11 protein-coding genes are annotated in these 14,290 nt (G+C 63.4%); 8 read left to right on the top strand and 3 right to left on the bottom strand.

Annotated elements, in window-relative coordinates:
- Positions 1 to 164 precede the first annotated feature (164 nt).
- Complete coding sequence (locus PCO31010_RS05590) at positions 165 to 1,067, top strand: LysR substrate-binding domain-containing protein (protein ID WP_150663311.1); 903 nt, start codon at positions 165 to 167, stop codon at positions 1,065 to 1,067.
- 1 nt (position 1,068) lies between these two features.
- Here PCO31010_RS05590 and PCO31010_RS05585 read toward each other — a convergent pair whose 3' ends face one another.
- A complete protein-coding gene (locus tag PCO31010_RS05585) occupies positions 1,069 to 1,386 on the bottom strand; it encodes a hypothetical protein (RefSeq protein WP_150663310.1) in 318 nt (105 codons plus the stop codon).
- Between the two features lie 188 nt (positions 1,387 to 1,574).
- Between PCO31010_RS05585 and PCO31010_RS05580 the strand changes: the two genes are divergently transcribed.
- On the top strand, positions 1,575 to 3,170 hold the full coding sequence (locus tag PCO31010_RS05580) for an EAL domain-containing protein (protein ID WP_174984367.1): 1,596 nt from the start codon (positions 1,575 to 1,577) through the stop codon (positions 3,168 to 3,170).
- 177 nt (positions 3,171 to 3,347) lie between these two features.
- On the top strand, positions 3,348 to 3,626 hold the full coding sequence (locus tag PCO31010_RS05575) for a hypothetical protein (RefSeq protein WP_150663308.1): 279 nt from the start codon (positions 3,348 to 3,350) through the stop codon (positions 3,624 to 3,626).
- A 122-nt stretch (positions 3,627 to 3,748) separates the two neighbouring features.
- Here PCO31010_RS05575 and PCO31010_RS05570 read toward each other — a convergent pair whose 3' ends face one another.
- Positions 3,749 to 4,438 (bottom strand): hypothetical protein, encoded by a 690-nt coding sequence (locus tag PCO31010_RS05570; RefSeq protein ID WP_150663307.1) that lies wholly within the window; start codon positions 4,436 to 4,438, stop codon positions 3,749 to 3,751.
- 578 nt (positions 4,439 to 5,016) lie between these two features.
- Between PCO31010_RS05570 and PCO31010_RS05565 the strand changes: the two genes are divergently transcribed.
- A complete protein-coding gene (locus tag PCO31010_RS05565) occupies positions 5,017 to 6,384 on the top strand; it encodes an MFS transporter (RefSeq protein ID WP_150663306.1) in 1,368 nt (455 codons plus the stop codon).
- Positions 6,385 to 6,569: 185 nt separating this feature from the next.
- On the top strand, positions 6,570 to 7,784 hold the full coding sequence (locus PCO31010_RS05560; RefSeq protein WP_150663305.1) for a multidrug effflux MFS transporter: 1,215 nt from the start codon (positions 6,570 to 6,572) through the stop codon (positions 7,782 to 7,784).
- Between the two features lie 52 nt (positions 7,785 to 7,836).
- On the opposite strand, the gene PCO31010_RS05555 is transcribed toward PCO31010_RS05560, so the two are convergent.
- The gene (locus PCO31010_RS05555; RefSeq protein ID WP_150663304.1) at positions 7,837 to 10,206 is read right to left on the bottom strand and encodes a cytochrome P450/oxidoreductase; all 2,370 of its coding nucleotides are present in this window, start codon (positions 10,204 to 10,206) and stop codon (positions 7,837 to 7,839) included.
- 228 nt (positions 10,207 to 10,434) lie between these two features.
- Here PCO31010_RS05555 and PCO31010_RS05550 point away from each other — a divergent pair, with 228 nt between their 5' ends.
- From PCO31010_RS05550 to PCO31010_RS05540, 3 genes are all read left to right on the top strand, one after another.
- On the top strand, positions 10,435 to 11,346 hold the full coding sequence (locus PCO31010_RS05550) for an IclR family transcriptional regulator (protein WP_246184451.1): 912 nt from the start codon (positions 10,435 to 10,437) through the stop codon (positions 11,344 to 11,346).
- Between the two features lie 315 nt (positions 11,347 to 11,661).
- On the top strand, positions 11,662 to 12,489 hold the full coding sequence (locus PCO31010_RS05545) for a 4'-phosphopantetheinyl transferase family protein (RefSeq protein WP_150663303.1): 828 nt from the start codon (positions 11,662 to 11,664) through the stop codon (positions 12,487 to 12,489).
- Between the two features lie 150 nt (positions 12,490 to 12,639).
- A complete protein-coding gene (locus PCO31010_RS05540) occupies positions 12,640 to 14,262 on the top strand; it encodes an ABC transporter substrate-binding protein (RefSeq protein ID WP_150663525.1) in 1,623 nt (540 codons plus the stop codon).
- Positions 14,263 to 14,290: the final 28 nt, after the last annotated feature.

Raw genomic sequence — 14,290 nt, 5'->3', positions numbered from 1 at the left:
TCTTGGATTCTTGGCGCGCCGGCGATGGATATGCCGGTCTGCGCTTGATTCGAAGTGTATTGACCCGCCGGTCACATTTCCAATATATTGAACATCAAGTTTCCATACTTTTAATGTATTGTCGATGTAAAGCCATATGGCATCGGGCTGACGGAGGAGCGGTCATGGAATTGCGGCATCTGCAATATTTCATTGCGGTCGCGGAGGAGCGGCACTTCACGCGTGCGGCGGCGCGGGTGGGCATCCAGCAACCGCCGCTGAGCTTGCAGATCAAGCAGCTGGAAACAGAGCTGGGCGGGCCGTTGTTCGTGCGGCTACCGCGCGATGTGGTGCTCACGGAGTTGGGCGAGGCGCTCCTGCCGGAGGCGCGCCAGATTCTCGAGCGTGTGGAGCGCACACGGCGGCGCATGCAGCAGATCTCACGCGGCGAAGCGGGGCACATTCGCATCGGTTTCGCCGGTGCGACGTATTTCGAGCCACGGATTCCGGCGTGGATTCGCGACTTCCGCGCGCGCTATCCCGACGTGCAGTTGCATCCGCAGCAGAGCAATACGGCCAGCTTGCTCACGGCGCTGGTGGACGATGCGGTCGATGCGGCGTTCGTGCGCACGCCGTTCGAGGTGCCGCCCGGCATCGTCAGCGTGCCGGTCGTGGACGAGCCGATGGTGCTGGTGCTGCCGCTGGGGCATCCGATGTGTGCGCGCGAACGCGTGCCCCTCGCTGCACTCGCGCAGGACGAATTCATCCTGCTGCCGCGCGACATCAGCCCGGCGCTCTACGACCGCACGGTGGCCGCATGCGAAGCGGCAGGCTTCCGGCCGAAGCTGGGGCAGGAGGCGCCACAGATCACATCCATCGTGCCGATGGTCGCGGCGGGCTTCGGGGTGTCGCTCGTACCGGCGTCGGTGAGCCAGATTCGTACGCCGGGCATGGGCTTCTGGCCCATCGATGCCGCGGGCGGCGACGTGCCGCTAGCGCCGATCAGTCTCGCCTATCGCGAAGATCATGGCTCGGCGGCACTCGATCGCTTCATTGCGATGATGCCGGTGGCGGACGCCGCCGAATGACTCAGTGATAGCCGCGTTGTCCGGGGCTCGGCAGGGCGTCGTCGCTGGTGGATTCCCAGCCGTTCGCGCGCAGTCTGTTGGTGAGCAGCGGATGAATCATCACGGCGTAGAGCAGGCAGGTAGCGGGCAGCGAAATCGCCAGCAACGATTCATTCCAGAGCAGGGCGGGGCCGATGGCGAGCACCGTCCAGAGTAGTGCGTGCCACGTGAAGCCGTACGCCAGCAGGTAGAGCGGGCCGAGAAAGAAGGCCCCGATGCAGGACAGATACGAAATCTCGATGACATCGCCGTTCGCGGGATGGCGAAATTTGAGTGTCATGGCGAGTTCGCAGTCGGAGGGAAGAAGTCGGCAAGTTACCCCAGCGTCGACCCAAAATCGTCCCACTCATGCGGCGATCTGCGAACCAGCGACCCAACGGGCGTTGTGTGGCAATCCGATGCGTTCGACCGGCGGTAGGCTACACTGCTTTCACGCCCCGACACGGGGCACACCGTGGATGCCTCTCCATGCAAATGCTCAGAAGGTTGACCCGCTGGTTGCCGGTGCTCATCGGCGCATTGGCGGGCATGCTGGTCATGCTGCTGATTGGACAGATCGCGCAGACGCGTATCGACGATTTTCGCCTGCGCGCCTATGTGCAGGACATCATGGGCTTCATGAGCGATGCGTCGGTGTCGAGCCGCAACGCGTTGCACGAAGCGATGTACAGCGGCGCGGTGCCCTGTAACGACGCGGACATTCTGGCGCTGCGCCGCGTTGCCATGCGTAGTCCTTATTTTCACGACATCGCCCGGGTGCACGATTCGCAATTGCTGTGCTCAGCCGTTGCGGGACGCTTCGATCCCGCGCCTGCACTGCCCCCCGCCGACCATGAAACGCGCAACGGGGTGAAGCTCTGGCACACGCTCACGGGCATCGTCACGCCGGGTGTTCAGGTTAATGCGATGGGCATGGGTGACGTGGTCGTCTTCAGCCCGCCGGTATTGCCTGAGAGGCTGGCGACGCCGGAGCCGGGCTTCGCGTCGGTGGCGTCGACGAGCGATATGCGCTTCGTCTTCTGGCGCGCAGGACTCGCCGGGGACCAGCAACGCATTACGCTGGGCGAGACGTCGCGCTGGCTCGATATCGGACCGGTGCGCCAGTTCTCACGGTGTTCGAACAACGTGGATGTGTGCGCGTCGGCGGTTTATACGTCGTCGCGCATCGTGACGAACGCGTGGGGATTGCTGTTGGCGCTGGCGATTGGCGCCGTGGCTGGTGGTGCGATGGGGCAGTCGTGGCGTCTGCGCCAACGTTATCGCACATCGATCGACTGGGTCACCCAGCAGGCCGCCGAGTCGGGGGGGATCTACCTCGTCTATCAGCCGCTGGTCAGGCTGCGCGACGGGAAGACGGTTGGCGTGGAAGCGCTCGCACGCCTGAACGACAGCGCGGGCAATCCGATCTCGCCGGACATGTTCATTCCGATTGCCGAACGGCGCGGCGTGATCGGTCTGATCACGCGACAGGTCGCACGTCAGGCACTGATCGAAATGCACGGACGCGCATTGGCCGACCCGGAATTCCACATCAGCATCAATCTCGCTGCCGTGGACGTCGTCGATCGCACCTTCCACACGTTTTTGAACCACATGGCCGCGTCGCTGCGGGTGCCGCGTGCGCAGATTGCGCTGGAGGTAACGGAACGCTCGACCGACAACATGGCGCGGCTTCGCGAAGCGCTCGACCGGCTGCGCGTGGACGGCTATCAGATTCACATCGACGATTTCGGCACCGGGTTTTCGAATCTGGCGTATTTGTCGACGCTCAATGTCGATGCGTTGAAGATCGATCGCATGTTCACGCAGGCCATCGGGACCGATACGGTGGGCAGCGCCATCGTCGACCAGATCTGCAAGATGGCGGCGCTGCTGAACGTCGAGGTCATCGTGGAAGGATTGGAAAGGCAGGCGCAGGCGGACTACATGCTGGCGATTTGCCCCGATGCAATCGGTCAGGGATGGTTGTTCGGCAAGGCGGTACCGGCGGACGAACTTGAGGATTCAGGTCCGCGTATCAGGCAAATTACCGAGAATAACGACAGCGATTCGGGACTAGAGTGAAATCACCGTGGTCCTGATGTGCCCCCGACCTCCACGGACTGTCCGGCTCGCCGCCCTGGCGAGCCGCTTTTTTTTTCGAACGTCGGTCGGAATTGATGAACATGTTACGATTCCTCAAAAAACAGCATCGGCTGGCAGGCCGGCAGACCTTTAGCTGTCGCTTGAGAGAGGGGACATATGACAGATTCGTTCAAATTCCAGTGGCACTATGTCAGCAATACGGCGCCTGGACGTCCGTTCGAACTGACGGGTGCAATCACACCGCGTGCCGACAAACGCTTTGACGGCGCAGTCGACGCGTATTGCGAAGGCGATTACATCGGCCGTTGCGAGTTTTCGAGCATCGACGCGGATTGCGCGTCCGATGCCGCCGCACAGATCCGAAAACGTATCGAATGCCGCATCGAGGATCGCGTCGCGAGAGAGAACGAGACGGCGCGCAATACGACGCATTAAGCGCAACGTCCCGCGCGACGACACGCAAGCCGCTCGGCTTGCGTCGCTCATCCACCACGCGTAATGACGCGCAGCCTCAGCGCGCTTTAAACGCTCGCGTTGCCTGAGCGGCCTACGGCCGTTTAGCGCCAGCGATGACAGCAACGGCCACCCCAGCCGCCCCAGCCACGCCCCCATGAGAACGAAAGCGACACATTGCTGAGCCACGGCGATGGGGCGTATGCCGGATAGACCGGCGCGTACGCAGGGTAAGCGGCATAGGCGGGGTAGGCCGCATATGCAGGATAGGTAGGATAAGCGGGATAAGCGGCGTAAGGCACGAAGCCCGGATCGGGCGAATACGACGAGTAGGCGGAATACGTCGAGTAAGCGGCATTACCCTGCGGCGGTTGCGACGTCTGCGGCGGCACGTAGTCGGGTGGCACCGGCGAACCGTTCGGATAGTTCGGATAGGCTGGGGTTGCACCAGGACGTGCTGTTTGCCCCGAAGGTGCGGGCGGCCGATAGTCCGGTGGGACGGGCGAGTTGTTGCCGGGCTGGAAGTCGCGCGGCACAGGTGAGCCGTTCGGATACACCGGGGCAGGCGTGGGCGCGGGGCGGACCGGCGTCGCCGCTACGGTCGGTGTCGGCACGGGCGCCGTCGCAACGTCGCCGCTCAGGACAGTGCCCGGTGCAGCGCGCACGGCTTGCGGCGCTGTAGGCGTTGGGGAAAGCGTCAGCGCGCCGCCGGGGTACTGCACGACGTAACAGCCGGCAAGCGAGCCGACCAGCGGCACAACACAAAGCAGGGTGGCGAGCGGTGCAATTTTCATGGCGTCGAGTGTAGCGCAGGAAAGTGCGTCTGCTACGTCGCTGCCCGTGCGCGTGCATTACGTTCGATTAGCGCCCCTGCGCCCTGACGCGATGTGCCGAAGACGTTACGAATACGACAGGCAAAAAAAACGGCCAGCGCGTTGCTGGCCGTGAAATCCACCAGGAGGAGGTGGAGGAGACAGGTGCAACTATATCAGGGAAATCCCTAGACGGGTAAACCTTTGTCAAAAAAATCTGTAGAAAAACCACATCTGCGACAATTCGTCGCTTTTTTGCTCGCGAATCGCCCAATTCCCCGTCCCATATAGCCATTCGGTGCATCACCGGGGCGTCCTCCCATCGTTCGGATGGAGAAAAACCACAAAGATAACGACCGTTTGCCACGGCGACGGACATTTCGCGCGCTTCCAAGCGACATCCGACGCGCATCCGACAGTACTCGCAACCCCTGGAAATCTAAGTGTTTACACCGAGCATTGATTTACGTTCGGCGATATAAACTTCCGCAAAGCGTAATTTCGCCGGCGACTCGACCGGGACGCAAAACCACGAAGTTGCGAGAACGTTTGGAGACAGGATGAAAGCAGCAGAAGTGAATGTGGGCGCTTTGATCGACGAGAGTCGACTGGGCGGCTATCAGTGGTGGGTGATCGCGCTGTGCGCGATGTGCCTGGTCGTGGACGGTTTCGACGTTCAGGCCATGGGCTATGTTGCGCCGGTGGTCATTCGCGAGTGGGGCATTGCCAAGGAAACGCTCTCGCCGGTCTTCGGCGCGGGGTTGTTCGGCATGCTGGTCGGCTCGCTGACGTTCTCGGCGCTGGCGGACAAGCTGGGTCGCCGTCCGGTGCTGATCGGCGCGACGCTGTTCTTCTCGGTGTGCATGATCGTCACCGGCTTCGCCAACTCGATCACCGAGCTGATCGTCTGGCGTTTCGCTGCCGGGCTGGGGCTGGGTTGCATCATGCCGAACGCGATGGCGCTGGCAGGTGAGTACAGCCCGCGTCGTATCCGCGTCTCGCTCATGATGATCGTGTCGTGCGGTTTTACGCTGGGCGGCGTGGTCGGCGGGCTGATTACGGCCGCCATCATTCCTGATCTGGGCTGGCGCGCCGTGTTCTATATCGGTGGGGCCATCCCGCTGGTGCTAGGCCTGCTGATGTGGGTCTCGCTGCCGGAATCGATCCAGTTCCTGATGTTCAAGAAGGGCACGAAGCCCAGCGATAACGCGCGTATTCGCAAGCAGTTGCTGCGTGTCGCGCCGGGTGCGAACGTCCCGACTGACGCCCGTTTTGTCCTCGACGAGCAAAAGGCGAAGGGTGTGCCGTTCATCGAGCTGTTCAAGGACGGCCGCGCACGCGTGACGATTCTGTTGTGGGTCATCAACTTCGCCAACCTGCTCGACATGTACTTCCTGTCGAACTGGCTGCCGACGGTGATCCGCGACGCCGGATATTCGACGCAAGTCGCCGTGATGGCAGGCACCGCCTTGTGGGCGGGCGGCGTGATCGGTACGTTGCTGCTCGGACGTGTGATCGACCGCGTGGGCTTCACCAGCGTGCTGGCGGTGACGTTCCTGATCGCGATTGCGGCCACGGCGGCCATCGGCAATCCGGTGGTGATGGTGTCGATGGTGGCGGTATTCGTAGCGATCTTCTTCGCAGGCTTCTCGATCATCGGCGGCCAGCCGGCGCTCAATGCACTGGCCGCGACTTACTATCCGACATCGCTGCGCTCGACGGGCATCGGCTGGAGCCTGGGCATCGGCCGTATCGGCTCGGTGCTGGGGCCTGTGCTGGGCGGCGCGCTGATGCACCTGCAGTGGTCGTCGTCGTCGCTGTTCCTTGCGGCAGCGGTACCGGCATGCGTCTCCCTGATCGGCGTGCTGGCGATTGCCCGCACCCAGCGCGGCGACGGTGGCAATCTGCGCACCGCCACGGCGAGCTGAGCGCCGTAGTGCAACGCGCAATGACGGACACATGCACGCGGCAGCGACATAAGCAGCGGTTAAGTGTCCGATAACCATCGAGTATGAAAGTGCGACGCCCGCCAGCGTTATCATGGCGGGCGTCGTCGTTTTTGCGACGTCTCCTGCGATGCGTCAGGCGTCGCACAGCATAATCAAAACGATAAATGACCTCGACGTCCGAACTCTCTCCTGCCTTGCCATCCGAGCGCGTGCTGTTGGGCATTCTCGGCCTGTTCATGATGATCGCGCCTGCGTCGACGGATATGTATCTGCCGGGGCTGCCGACGATGCGTCACGAACTGGGGGCGAGCGCTGCGGCCACCCAACTGACGCTCTCGTATTTCTTCCTCGGCTTTGCGTTCGGACAGTTGGTCTGGGGGCCGCTCGCGGATCGCTTCGGGCGTCGCAAGCCGATGGCGGCGGGGATCGCGTTGTACATCTTCGGCAGCATCGGCTGTGCGTTCGCTGACAGCATCGATCACATGATGATGTGGCGCTTCGTGCAGGCGCTCGGCGGTTGTGCAATGCCGGTGATTGCGCAGGCCATCGTGCGCGACGTCTACGGGCCGCGTAATAGCGCGCGCGCCTTCTCGATCATGTTGCTGGTAATGAGCGTCGCCCCCATCGTTGCGCCGCTGGTCGGCGGACAGATGCTGCGCTTCACGACTTGGCGCGTGATCTTCGGCATTCTCGCGGTGTTCGGCGTGGGCGCGTTGATGGCGCTTTGGCGTCTGCCGGAGACGGGCAACTTGAATGGCCGTCAGGCGGGCGGGCCGCGCGCCATCGCCATGTCGTACTGGCACTTGCTGCGCGACAAGCATTTCGTCGGCTACATGGTGGCGGGCGGTGCCGTGTTCGGGGCATCGTTCACTTACATTACCGGCACGCCGCTCGTGTACATGGAGTACTTCCACGTCTCGCCGCAATTCTTCGGTGTGTTGTTCGGCATCAATATCGTCGGCATGGCCGCGATGACGATGTTCAATTCGCGACGCGTCGGACAGATGGGGCCTTACCGGCTGATGCGCATCGGCATCATCGGGTGTGCGGTGGTGACGTCGGTGTTATGTGCCACGGTGTGGATGGGCTTGGTCCTGCTGCCGCTGATGGTGGCGATGTTGTTCCTGTTCATGTCGCTGCGCGGCATCATCACGGCGAATTCCGTGGCGGGCGCGCTCGCGAATCACCCGACGCGTGCCGGGGCTGCGGCGGCGCTCGTCGGCAGCGTGCAGTACGGCTTCGGCTTTGCAGCGGGCGGCTTACTCGGTCTGCTGGGTGACGGCTCGCCCCGCCCCCTCGTGACGGTGATGTGCGGCTTCGCGATCCTGGCGCTCGTGTCGCTGATGACGATGTTGCGTAAGCCGCAGAGCGCGCATTAACAAGAAGGGGGCCGCAGCCCCCTTTTTATTGCCCTCCAACCCTCGCTTCGACTTACAACGCCAGCACCAGCTTCTTGCCGCAGGCGCGCGAGCAGCAGGACATCATCTTCGTGTTGGCGTCGCGCTCCGTGCGGGTGAGCACCACGTCGCGGTGATCCACGTCGCCCTCCAGCACCTGCACTTCGCACGAGCCGCACAAGCCTTCCTCGCAGTCGCTCTGCACGTCGATGTTCGCCGCACGCAATGCCGTGAGCAGGGTCTGGTCGGCGGGCACCATCACCGTGATGCCCGAATCCTTCAGCGTGACCTCGAACGCATGTTCCTTCTCGGGATCGAGCGTACCCAGTTGCGACTGGAAGTGCTCAACGCGAAGCGTGTCGTCCGGCCAGTGCGCGCAGCATTGCGCCAGACCGTCGAGCATGCGCACCGGACCGCAGGCGTACACCTGCGTGCCGTGCTGCGGCGTTGCCAGCAGCGTCGCGTAGTCCGCGCGTTGCCCTTCGTCCTTCACCCACAGATGCAGACGGTCGCCATGCAGCGCTTGCAGTTCGTCGACGAGCGCCATCGTGCGGCGGCTGCGGCCACTGTAGTGAATCTCGTAGTCGATGCCCAGCACCTTGGCGCGGCGTGCCATCGCGGCAATCGGGGTGACGCCGATACCCCCCGCAACGAAGATGGCGCGCGGCGTCGTTTCGTCCAGACGGAAGTGATTGCGCGGCCCACGAATGCGCAGACGGTCGCCGACCGAGACCTGCGTGTGAACCCAGTTCGAACCGCCACGGCCTTCCGGCTCGTGCAGCACCGCAATTTCCAGTGCGGCGGCGTCCGTCGGGTCGCCGCACAACGAATACTGACGCGACAGCCCCGTCTCGCCGCATTCGATATCGATGTGCGAGCCCGGAGCCCAGCGCGGCAGGGCGCGGCCGCTAGGTGCGACCAGACGCAGCTTGACGATGCCCTCGGCGACCGGCGTGACCGACTCGACCACGACAGGGCGCGTCACGCTATGGCCCGACGGCTCGCCGATGCGCACCGGCGCATGACGCTCCAGCACGGCCGGATCGCGACGCTCCGGATTCTGCGCCGGATCCCATTCCACAAAGACATGCTCCGGACCGCGGAATGACGTGTTGGGCACGTACGTGAATTTCTGCTCGGCCAGCGTCATGTGCGGCAGGCGGCGCGTGAACTCTTCGAGGAAGATCTGCATCTCCATGCGGGCGAGGTTCTTGCCCATGCACTGATGCGAGCCGTAGCCGAACGTCAGTTGATCGCTGGCGTTTTCGCGGCGAATGTCGAACAGGTCGGCGTCGGCGAAATGCGCTTCGTCGTGATTCGCAGACGACGTCACGATCAGCAGCTTCGACCCGGCGGCAATCTCGATGCCGCCGATGTTGACGTCCTTCGTTGCGAGACGACGCCATGCCGCCACCGAACCGTTGTGACGCAGGCATTCTTCCACTGCGTTCGGAATCAGCGACGGATCTTCGCAGATCTCGCGCCAGACGTCCGGATGCGAGAGCAGCAGCTTCATCGCGTTGGCTGTGGCGTTGGCCGTCGTTTCGTGCGCGGCCACAATGCCCGCCATCATCATCGAATGCAGATAGGAGTCGGTCACGACTTCCGGGTGATCTTTCTGCTTGCGAATGCCGTATTGCATCCAGCCCGGGCCGTCCGGGTTCTGACGCATCTTGTCGAGAATCTTGCCCGCGAGTTGCCAGAAATTGCCCACGGCATGCGCCACCGCGACTTGTTCTTCGGGCTTCGGGCGTCCCCACGTGTTGACCGTGTGCGCAATCGAATACTCGCGCAGCTTGTCCATGTCTTCCTCGGGCACGCCGAGGAAGTGGAGCGCCACCGTCAGAGGGACTTCCCACAACATCTGGTCGACGAGATCGGCGCGGCCGTCGTTCACGAAGCGGTCGACGTATTCGCGCGCGAGCTGACGCACCAGCGGCTCGTGATGCTTCAGATGTTCAGGCGTGAACGGCTCCATGAGCACACGGCGGCGCGGCATGTGCGCGGGCTCGTCTTCGTTCACCAGCGTGCGGTTTAGCGCGAAGCCATAGGAAGCGAGCACCTCGTTGGCTTCCGGGCCGGTCGGCGTGATCTTTTCCAGCGCAATCGACGGGCTGAACGTAATGTTGTCGCGGAAGATCGCCTTGATGTCGTCGTAACGGGTCACGACCCAGTAGCCGAGCTTCGGGCTGTAGAACACCGGTTCCTGCTCGCGCGCCCAGCGCACGTATTCGGGCGGGTCTTGCTGATAGCCGTCTTCGAACGGATCGAAGTCGGCCGCGCGGGCACTCACCGGGCAGCCGTTCGGGGCCTTAGCAGCCGACGGGGCCGACGTTTGATGAAACGGGCAGCCGCCGGCGCTGGCTGCCGTGGCGTTGGAAGTGGGGGAAACTGTCTGGCTCATCCGCTCGCTCTCTGAGGCGTTTAGTCCGGTGTGAGAATACGGCAGCGACCTGCGAAGGGCCGCGCGGCGACGCACACAATGAATCAAGTGTAGAGGAGCGTAGCCTGTCACATTCTCTGAATCTGTTAAGCGTAAATATAATACGCATAGCGTAAATTAGTGGACTGGGGTTAACCTCTAGACTTGTCGACATCGAGCAACATTGGTTTGCATCTTAAAATCTCGCCGATGACGACAAGCAAACGACCCACAGCAGGCCGCCCGCGAAGTGCGGCTACGCTTTCCCGCGAGGCAGCCGCCGACGCGGCCGCCGTCTCGACCGGCGACGCTCTAGATGCACCCCGCGAGCGCGGCCGCCGCCAGCGCGTGCAGTCGGCAGAGACCGGCATGGTGGTGCTCAAAGGACTGGCCCGCCTGGGCGGCCGGGCGAGCCTGACGGCATTGGCGCTGCACGTGCAGCAAAGTCCCGCCAAGGTTCACCGCTATCTAATGAGTCTCGTGGAAGAAGGGCTCGTCGCGCAGGACGCCGACTCGCAACACTACTACCTCGGCCTCGAAGCGATGCTGCTCGGTGTCGCCGCAATGCGTCAGGCCGACCCGGTGCGGGCCGCCGAACCGGCACTGGTGCGTCTGCGCGAAGCCTTCGATGTGACCTGCTTCATTGCCGTGATGGGCAACAAGGGGCCGACCATCGTGCGCTTCGAGGAGCCGGGCCTGCCGGTGACGATCAACGTGCGGATCGGCTCGGTGATGTCAGTCCTCTGGTCGGCCGCCGGTCGCGTCTTCCTCGGCCTGCTCGACGACCCGCAGGTGCTGGCCATGGCCGAGAGCGAACTGGCGCACGCCACGCCGGAACACCGCACACAACTCGACGCCTCGGATCCTATCGGGGCACTGCGAGCCTCGGTGCGTGCGGCGCAAGGTGCCAGCGTGCGCGACACGAACCTGACCGGCATCAGTGCAATCGCCGCCCCCGTCTTCAATTACGACGGCCGCCTCGTCGGCGTCATCACCGCGCTCGGGGCAACGGGCGGGTTCGACGCCCGCATGGACAGTCCCATTGGCGAAGCGGTACGTCGTGAGGCGCTGGCGGCGAGCCACGCGCTCGGCTACCGGCCGCCGCTGCCCGCCGGGGCCTGAAGCGACCGGGGCACCCCGGTCAGCCTCCGAAATTTCCCAATCCGATGCGCTCATGCGGTCGCCGCCTTCGCGGCTGGCCGCGTCTGGGCGTTCTCCCGTTTAAACAAGCGAATTCCCACGCCTTTGTCACTCCTTTCGCGTAGACCTTTGTGTTACCATTTGATAATGATTCTCATTAACAAATAAGCGATTGCCGATGGCGCAGCCTCAAGCGGTGCAAGTCGTCGGCAGTCACGTCTGTGGAGGTCGTCATTGTTGATGTTGAAACGAACGGTCGATCTAACGCCGCGCGTAGCATCGATTCCCACACCTTCCATGACTTACGTGCCGCTCGGGCAGTTCGGACAGGGCGACCGCAAGCTCACGGGTGGCGCGCAGAATCGCGCGCTGGCGAGTAGCGACATCGAAGCAGCAAAGCAGGGCAACGGCGGGCAACACACCGCCGTTTCGCCTTCCCCTCAATGCGGCAGCGACGAGCTTTGGCTGTGGCGTTTTCTGCTGGCGGGTCGTCCCTTCGGGGCGACGGGCGCGGCGGCCGGTGGCCCGGACGACGGCGCGACCTGGCTCTCGGCGGCCGAGCACTCACTGGCGCGCCGGTTGCCGCGCACGCAAATGCGTCATCGGTTTCTGTCGGAGCGCATTGCGTTGCGCTGGATCTTCGGGCGCTGGTTCCGATGCTCGCCTGCGCAGGCCCCCGTGCCGACGGCGACGCCGGGCGTCTCGTCGCTGGAGTGCGACGGTCCGCACGGCAAGGTGTGGATCGACATGGCGCACGCGGGGCTGTGGCTCTTCGTCGCGATGGGGCAGGGCCCGGTCGCACTGGCCGCACACGCGCCGACGCCAGTGGGCACCGACGAAAATGCGTCGCTGATCGCGCACATGAGCCCGACGCCGAGCGCGCTCGATCCGTTCGCTGTGGCGCGCGACACTGCGCATCGCTTGTGTCTGGCAAGACTGGCGGGCGAGGGGGAGTCATTGACGTCCGGGGCGGATGTGCCGCTGCTCGCGCATCCGTATGTCAGCGTCCCGTACGCCGGGCAAACGCGCTACCTCTACGATATGTCCGTCAGTTCGCGACTGACGGTGGTGGCCGCACGTGACAGCATCGTCCATCGGATGCGCGCTTTCGGTTGGCAGAACTGACTTTCCCTTTTTGCGTTCCCTTTTGGTATTTGCACGTGCATATCTATGCATATGCTGCGACGCAAAGGCAGGGGTCCTGAATTTGCGCTATTCTGGCCCGTTGTTTTGCCATTCGTCCTGCCCGTCATCGACTTCCTGGAGAAGAAGCTCATGCGTCGTCGCTCGCTTGCATCCCGCCATCCTCGCCATACCCTCGCCGCCGTACTCACCGCGCTCGCTTTGCCGCTGATTCCGCTGGCAGCGAACGCCAAACCGCTCACCGTCTGCACCGAAGCCAGCCCGGAAGGGTTTGATGTCGTGCGCTATAACTCGCTCACCACGACCAACGCATCGGCCGATCCGGTGTTCAACCGTCTGGTCGAGTTCGATGCCGCGCAAGCCAAGGTCGTGCCGAGTCTGGCGACGAAATGGGAAGTGACGCCGGACGGCCTCACGTACACGTTCACGCTGCGCCCGAACGTTAGCTTCCACAGCAACGATCTCTTCAAGCCGACGCGCGCATTCAATGCCGACGACGTCGTCTTCACGTTCGACCGCATGCTCAACGACAACGCGCCGTGGCACAAGCTCACGCCGTCGGGCTTCCCGCATGCGCAGTCGCTGTCGCTGGGCAAGCTGATCAAGTCGGTGCAGAAGGTCGACGACAACACGGTGCGCTTCACGCTCTCCGAGCCGGACGCCGTGTTCCTCTCGATGCTGTCGATGGGCTTCGCGTCGATCTATTCGGCCGAGTACGCCGACAAGCTCGTCGCGGCGAACAAGACGGATGAACTCAACGCGCGTCCGATCGGCACCGGTCCGTTCGTCTTCCGTAGCTATCAGAAGGACAGCGTGGTGCGGTACGACGCCAACAAGGCGTACTTTGGCGGCGCACCGGCGTCCGAGCGTCTGATCTACACGATCGTGCCGGACCCTGCTGTGCGTGCGCAGAAGGTCAAGGTCGGCGAGTGCCAGATCGCGTTGTCGCCCAAGCCGCTCGACGTGCAGGCCGCGCGTGGCGACAAGGCGCTCAAGGTGGTCGAGACGCCCGCCTTCATGACGGCCTTCGTCGCCATCAACACACAGCACAAGCCGTTGAACGACGTGCGCGTGCGTCAGGCGCTGAACCTCGCGTTCGACAAGACGAGCTACGTGAAGCAGGTGTTCGAAGGCACGGCGACGCCGGCGGTGAACGTGTATCCGCCGAACACGTGGAGCTATGCGAAGAACGTGCCGGACTATCCGCACAACATCGATCGCGCGAAGAAGTTGCTGGCGGACGCCGGTTTCCCGCAAGGTTTCGAGACGACGATCTGGACGCGTCCGGCAGGCAGTCTGCTCAATCCGAACCCGCGCGTGGGTGCCGAGATGCTGCAAAGCGATCTGGCGAAGATCGGCGTGAAGGCGCAGATCAAGACGGTGGAGTGGGGCGAGCTGATTCGTCGCGGCAAGGCAGGCGAGCATGACCTGCTGTTCATGGGCTGGTCGGGTGACAACGGCGATCCGGACAACTTCCTCACGCCGCAGTTCAGCTGTGCGGCCGTCACCTCGGGCACGAACTTCGCTCGTTTCTGCGACGCCAATCTCGACAAGCTGATCAGCGACGGCAAGCGCACGCACGACATCGCGGCGCGCACCGCCAAGTATCAGGCGGCACAGAAGACGATCAAGGACGACGCGCTGTGGATTCCGCTGGCGCATCCGATCGCGGCCGTGATCACGCGCACCGACGTGTCGGGCTATCAGGTCAGCCCGTTCGGCCGTCAGGACTTCTCGGCGGTGAAGGTCAAGTAAGTCTCCAACTCGTAGCAGACGTCCCCGA

The sequence above is a fragment of the Pandoraea commovens genome, from assembly GCF_902459615.1.
In the GTDB taxonomy this organism is placed as follows: domain Bacteria; phylum Pseudomonadota; class Gammaproteobacteria; order Burkholderiales; family Burkholderiaceae; genus Pandoraea; species Pandoraea commovens.
This window is presented reverse-complemented; position numbering and strand designations above follow the sequence as displayed.

What these genes read in the sequence shown, in the direction of transcription:
- PCO31010_RS05590 (WP_150663311.1), top strand. Translation starts at nt 165, where the DNA reads ATGGAATTGCGGCATCTGCAATATTTCATTGCGGTCGCGGAGGAGCGG.
- PCO31010_RS05585 (WP_150663310.1), bottom strand. Translation starts at nt 1,386, where the DNA reads ATGACACTCAAATTTCGCCATCCCGCGAACGGCGATGTCATCGAGATT.
- PCO31010_RS05580 (WP_174984367.1), top strand. Translation starts at nt 1,575, where the DNA reads ATGCAAATGCTCAGAAGGTTGACCCGCTGGTTGCCGGTGCTCATCGGC.
- PCO31010_RS05575 (WP_150663308.1), top strand. Translation starts at nt 3,348, where the DNA reads ATGACAGATTCGTTCAAATTCCAGTGGCACTATGTCAGCAATACGGCG.
- PCO31010_RS05570 (WP_150663307.1), bottom strand. Translation starts at nt 4,438, where the DNA reads ATGAAAATTGCACCGCTCGCCACCCTGCTTTGTGTTGTGCCGCTGGTC.
- PCO31010_RS05565 (WP_150663306.1), top strand. Translation starts at nt 5,017, where the DNA reads ATGAAAGCAGCAGAAGTGAATGTGGGCGCTTTGATCGACGAGAGTCGA.
- PCO31010_RS05560 (WP_150663305.1), top strand. Translation starts at nt 6,570, where the DNA reads ATGACCTCGACGTCCGAACTCTCTCCTGCCTTGCCATCCGAGCGCGTG.
- PCO31010_RS05555 (WP_150663304.1), bottom strand. Translation starts at nt 10,206, where the DNA reads ATGAGCCAGACAGTTTCCCCCACTTCCAACGCCACGGCAGCCAGCGCC.
- PCO31010_RS05550 (WP_246184451.1), top strand. Translation starts at nt 10,435, where the DNA reads ATGACGACAAGCAAACGACCCACAGCAGGCCGCCCGCGAAGTGCGGCT.
- PCO31010_RS05545 (WP_150663303.1), top strand. Translation starts at nt 11,662, where the DNA reads ATGACTTACGTGCCGCTCGGGCAGTTCGGACAGGGCGACCGCAAGCTC.
- PCO31010_RS05540 (WP_150663525.1), top strand. Translation starts at nt 12,640, where the DNA reads ATGCGTCGTCGCTCGCTTGCATCCCGCCATCCTCGCCATACCCTCGCC.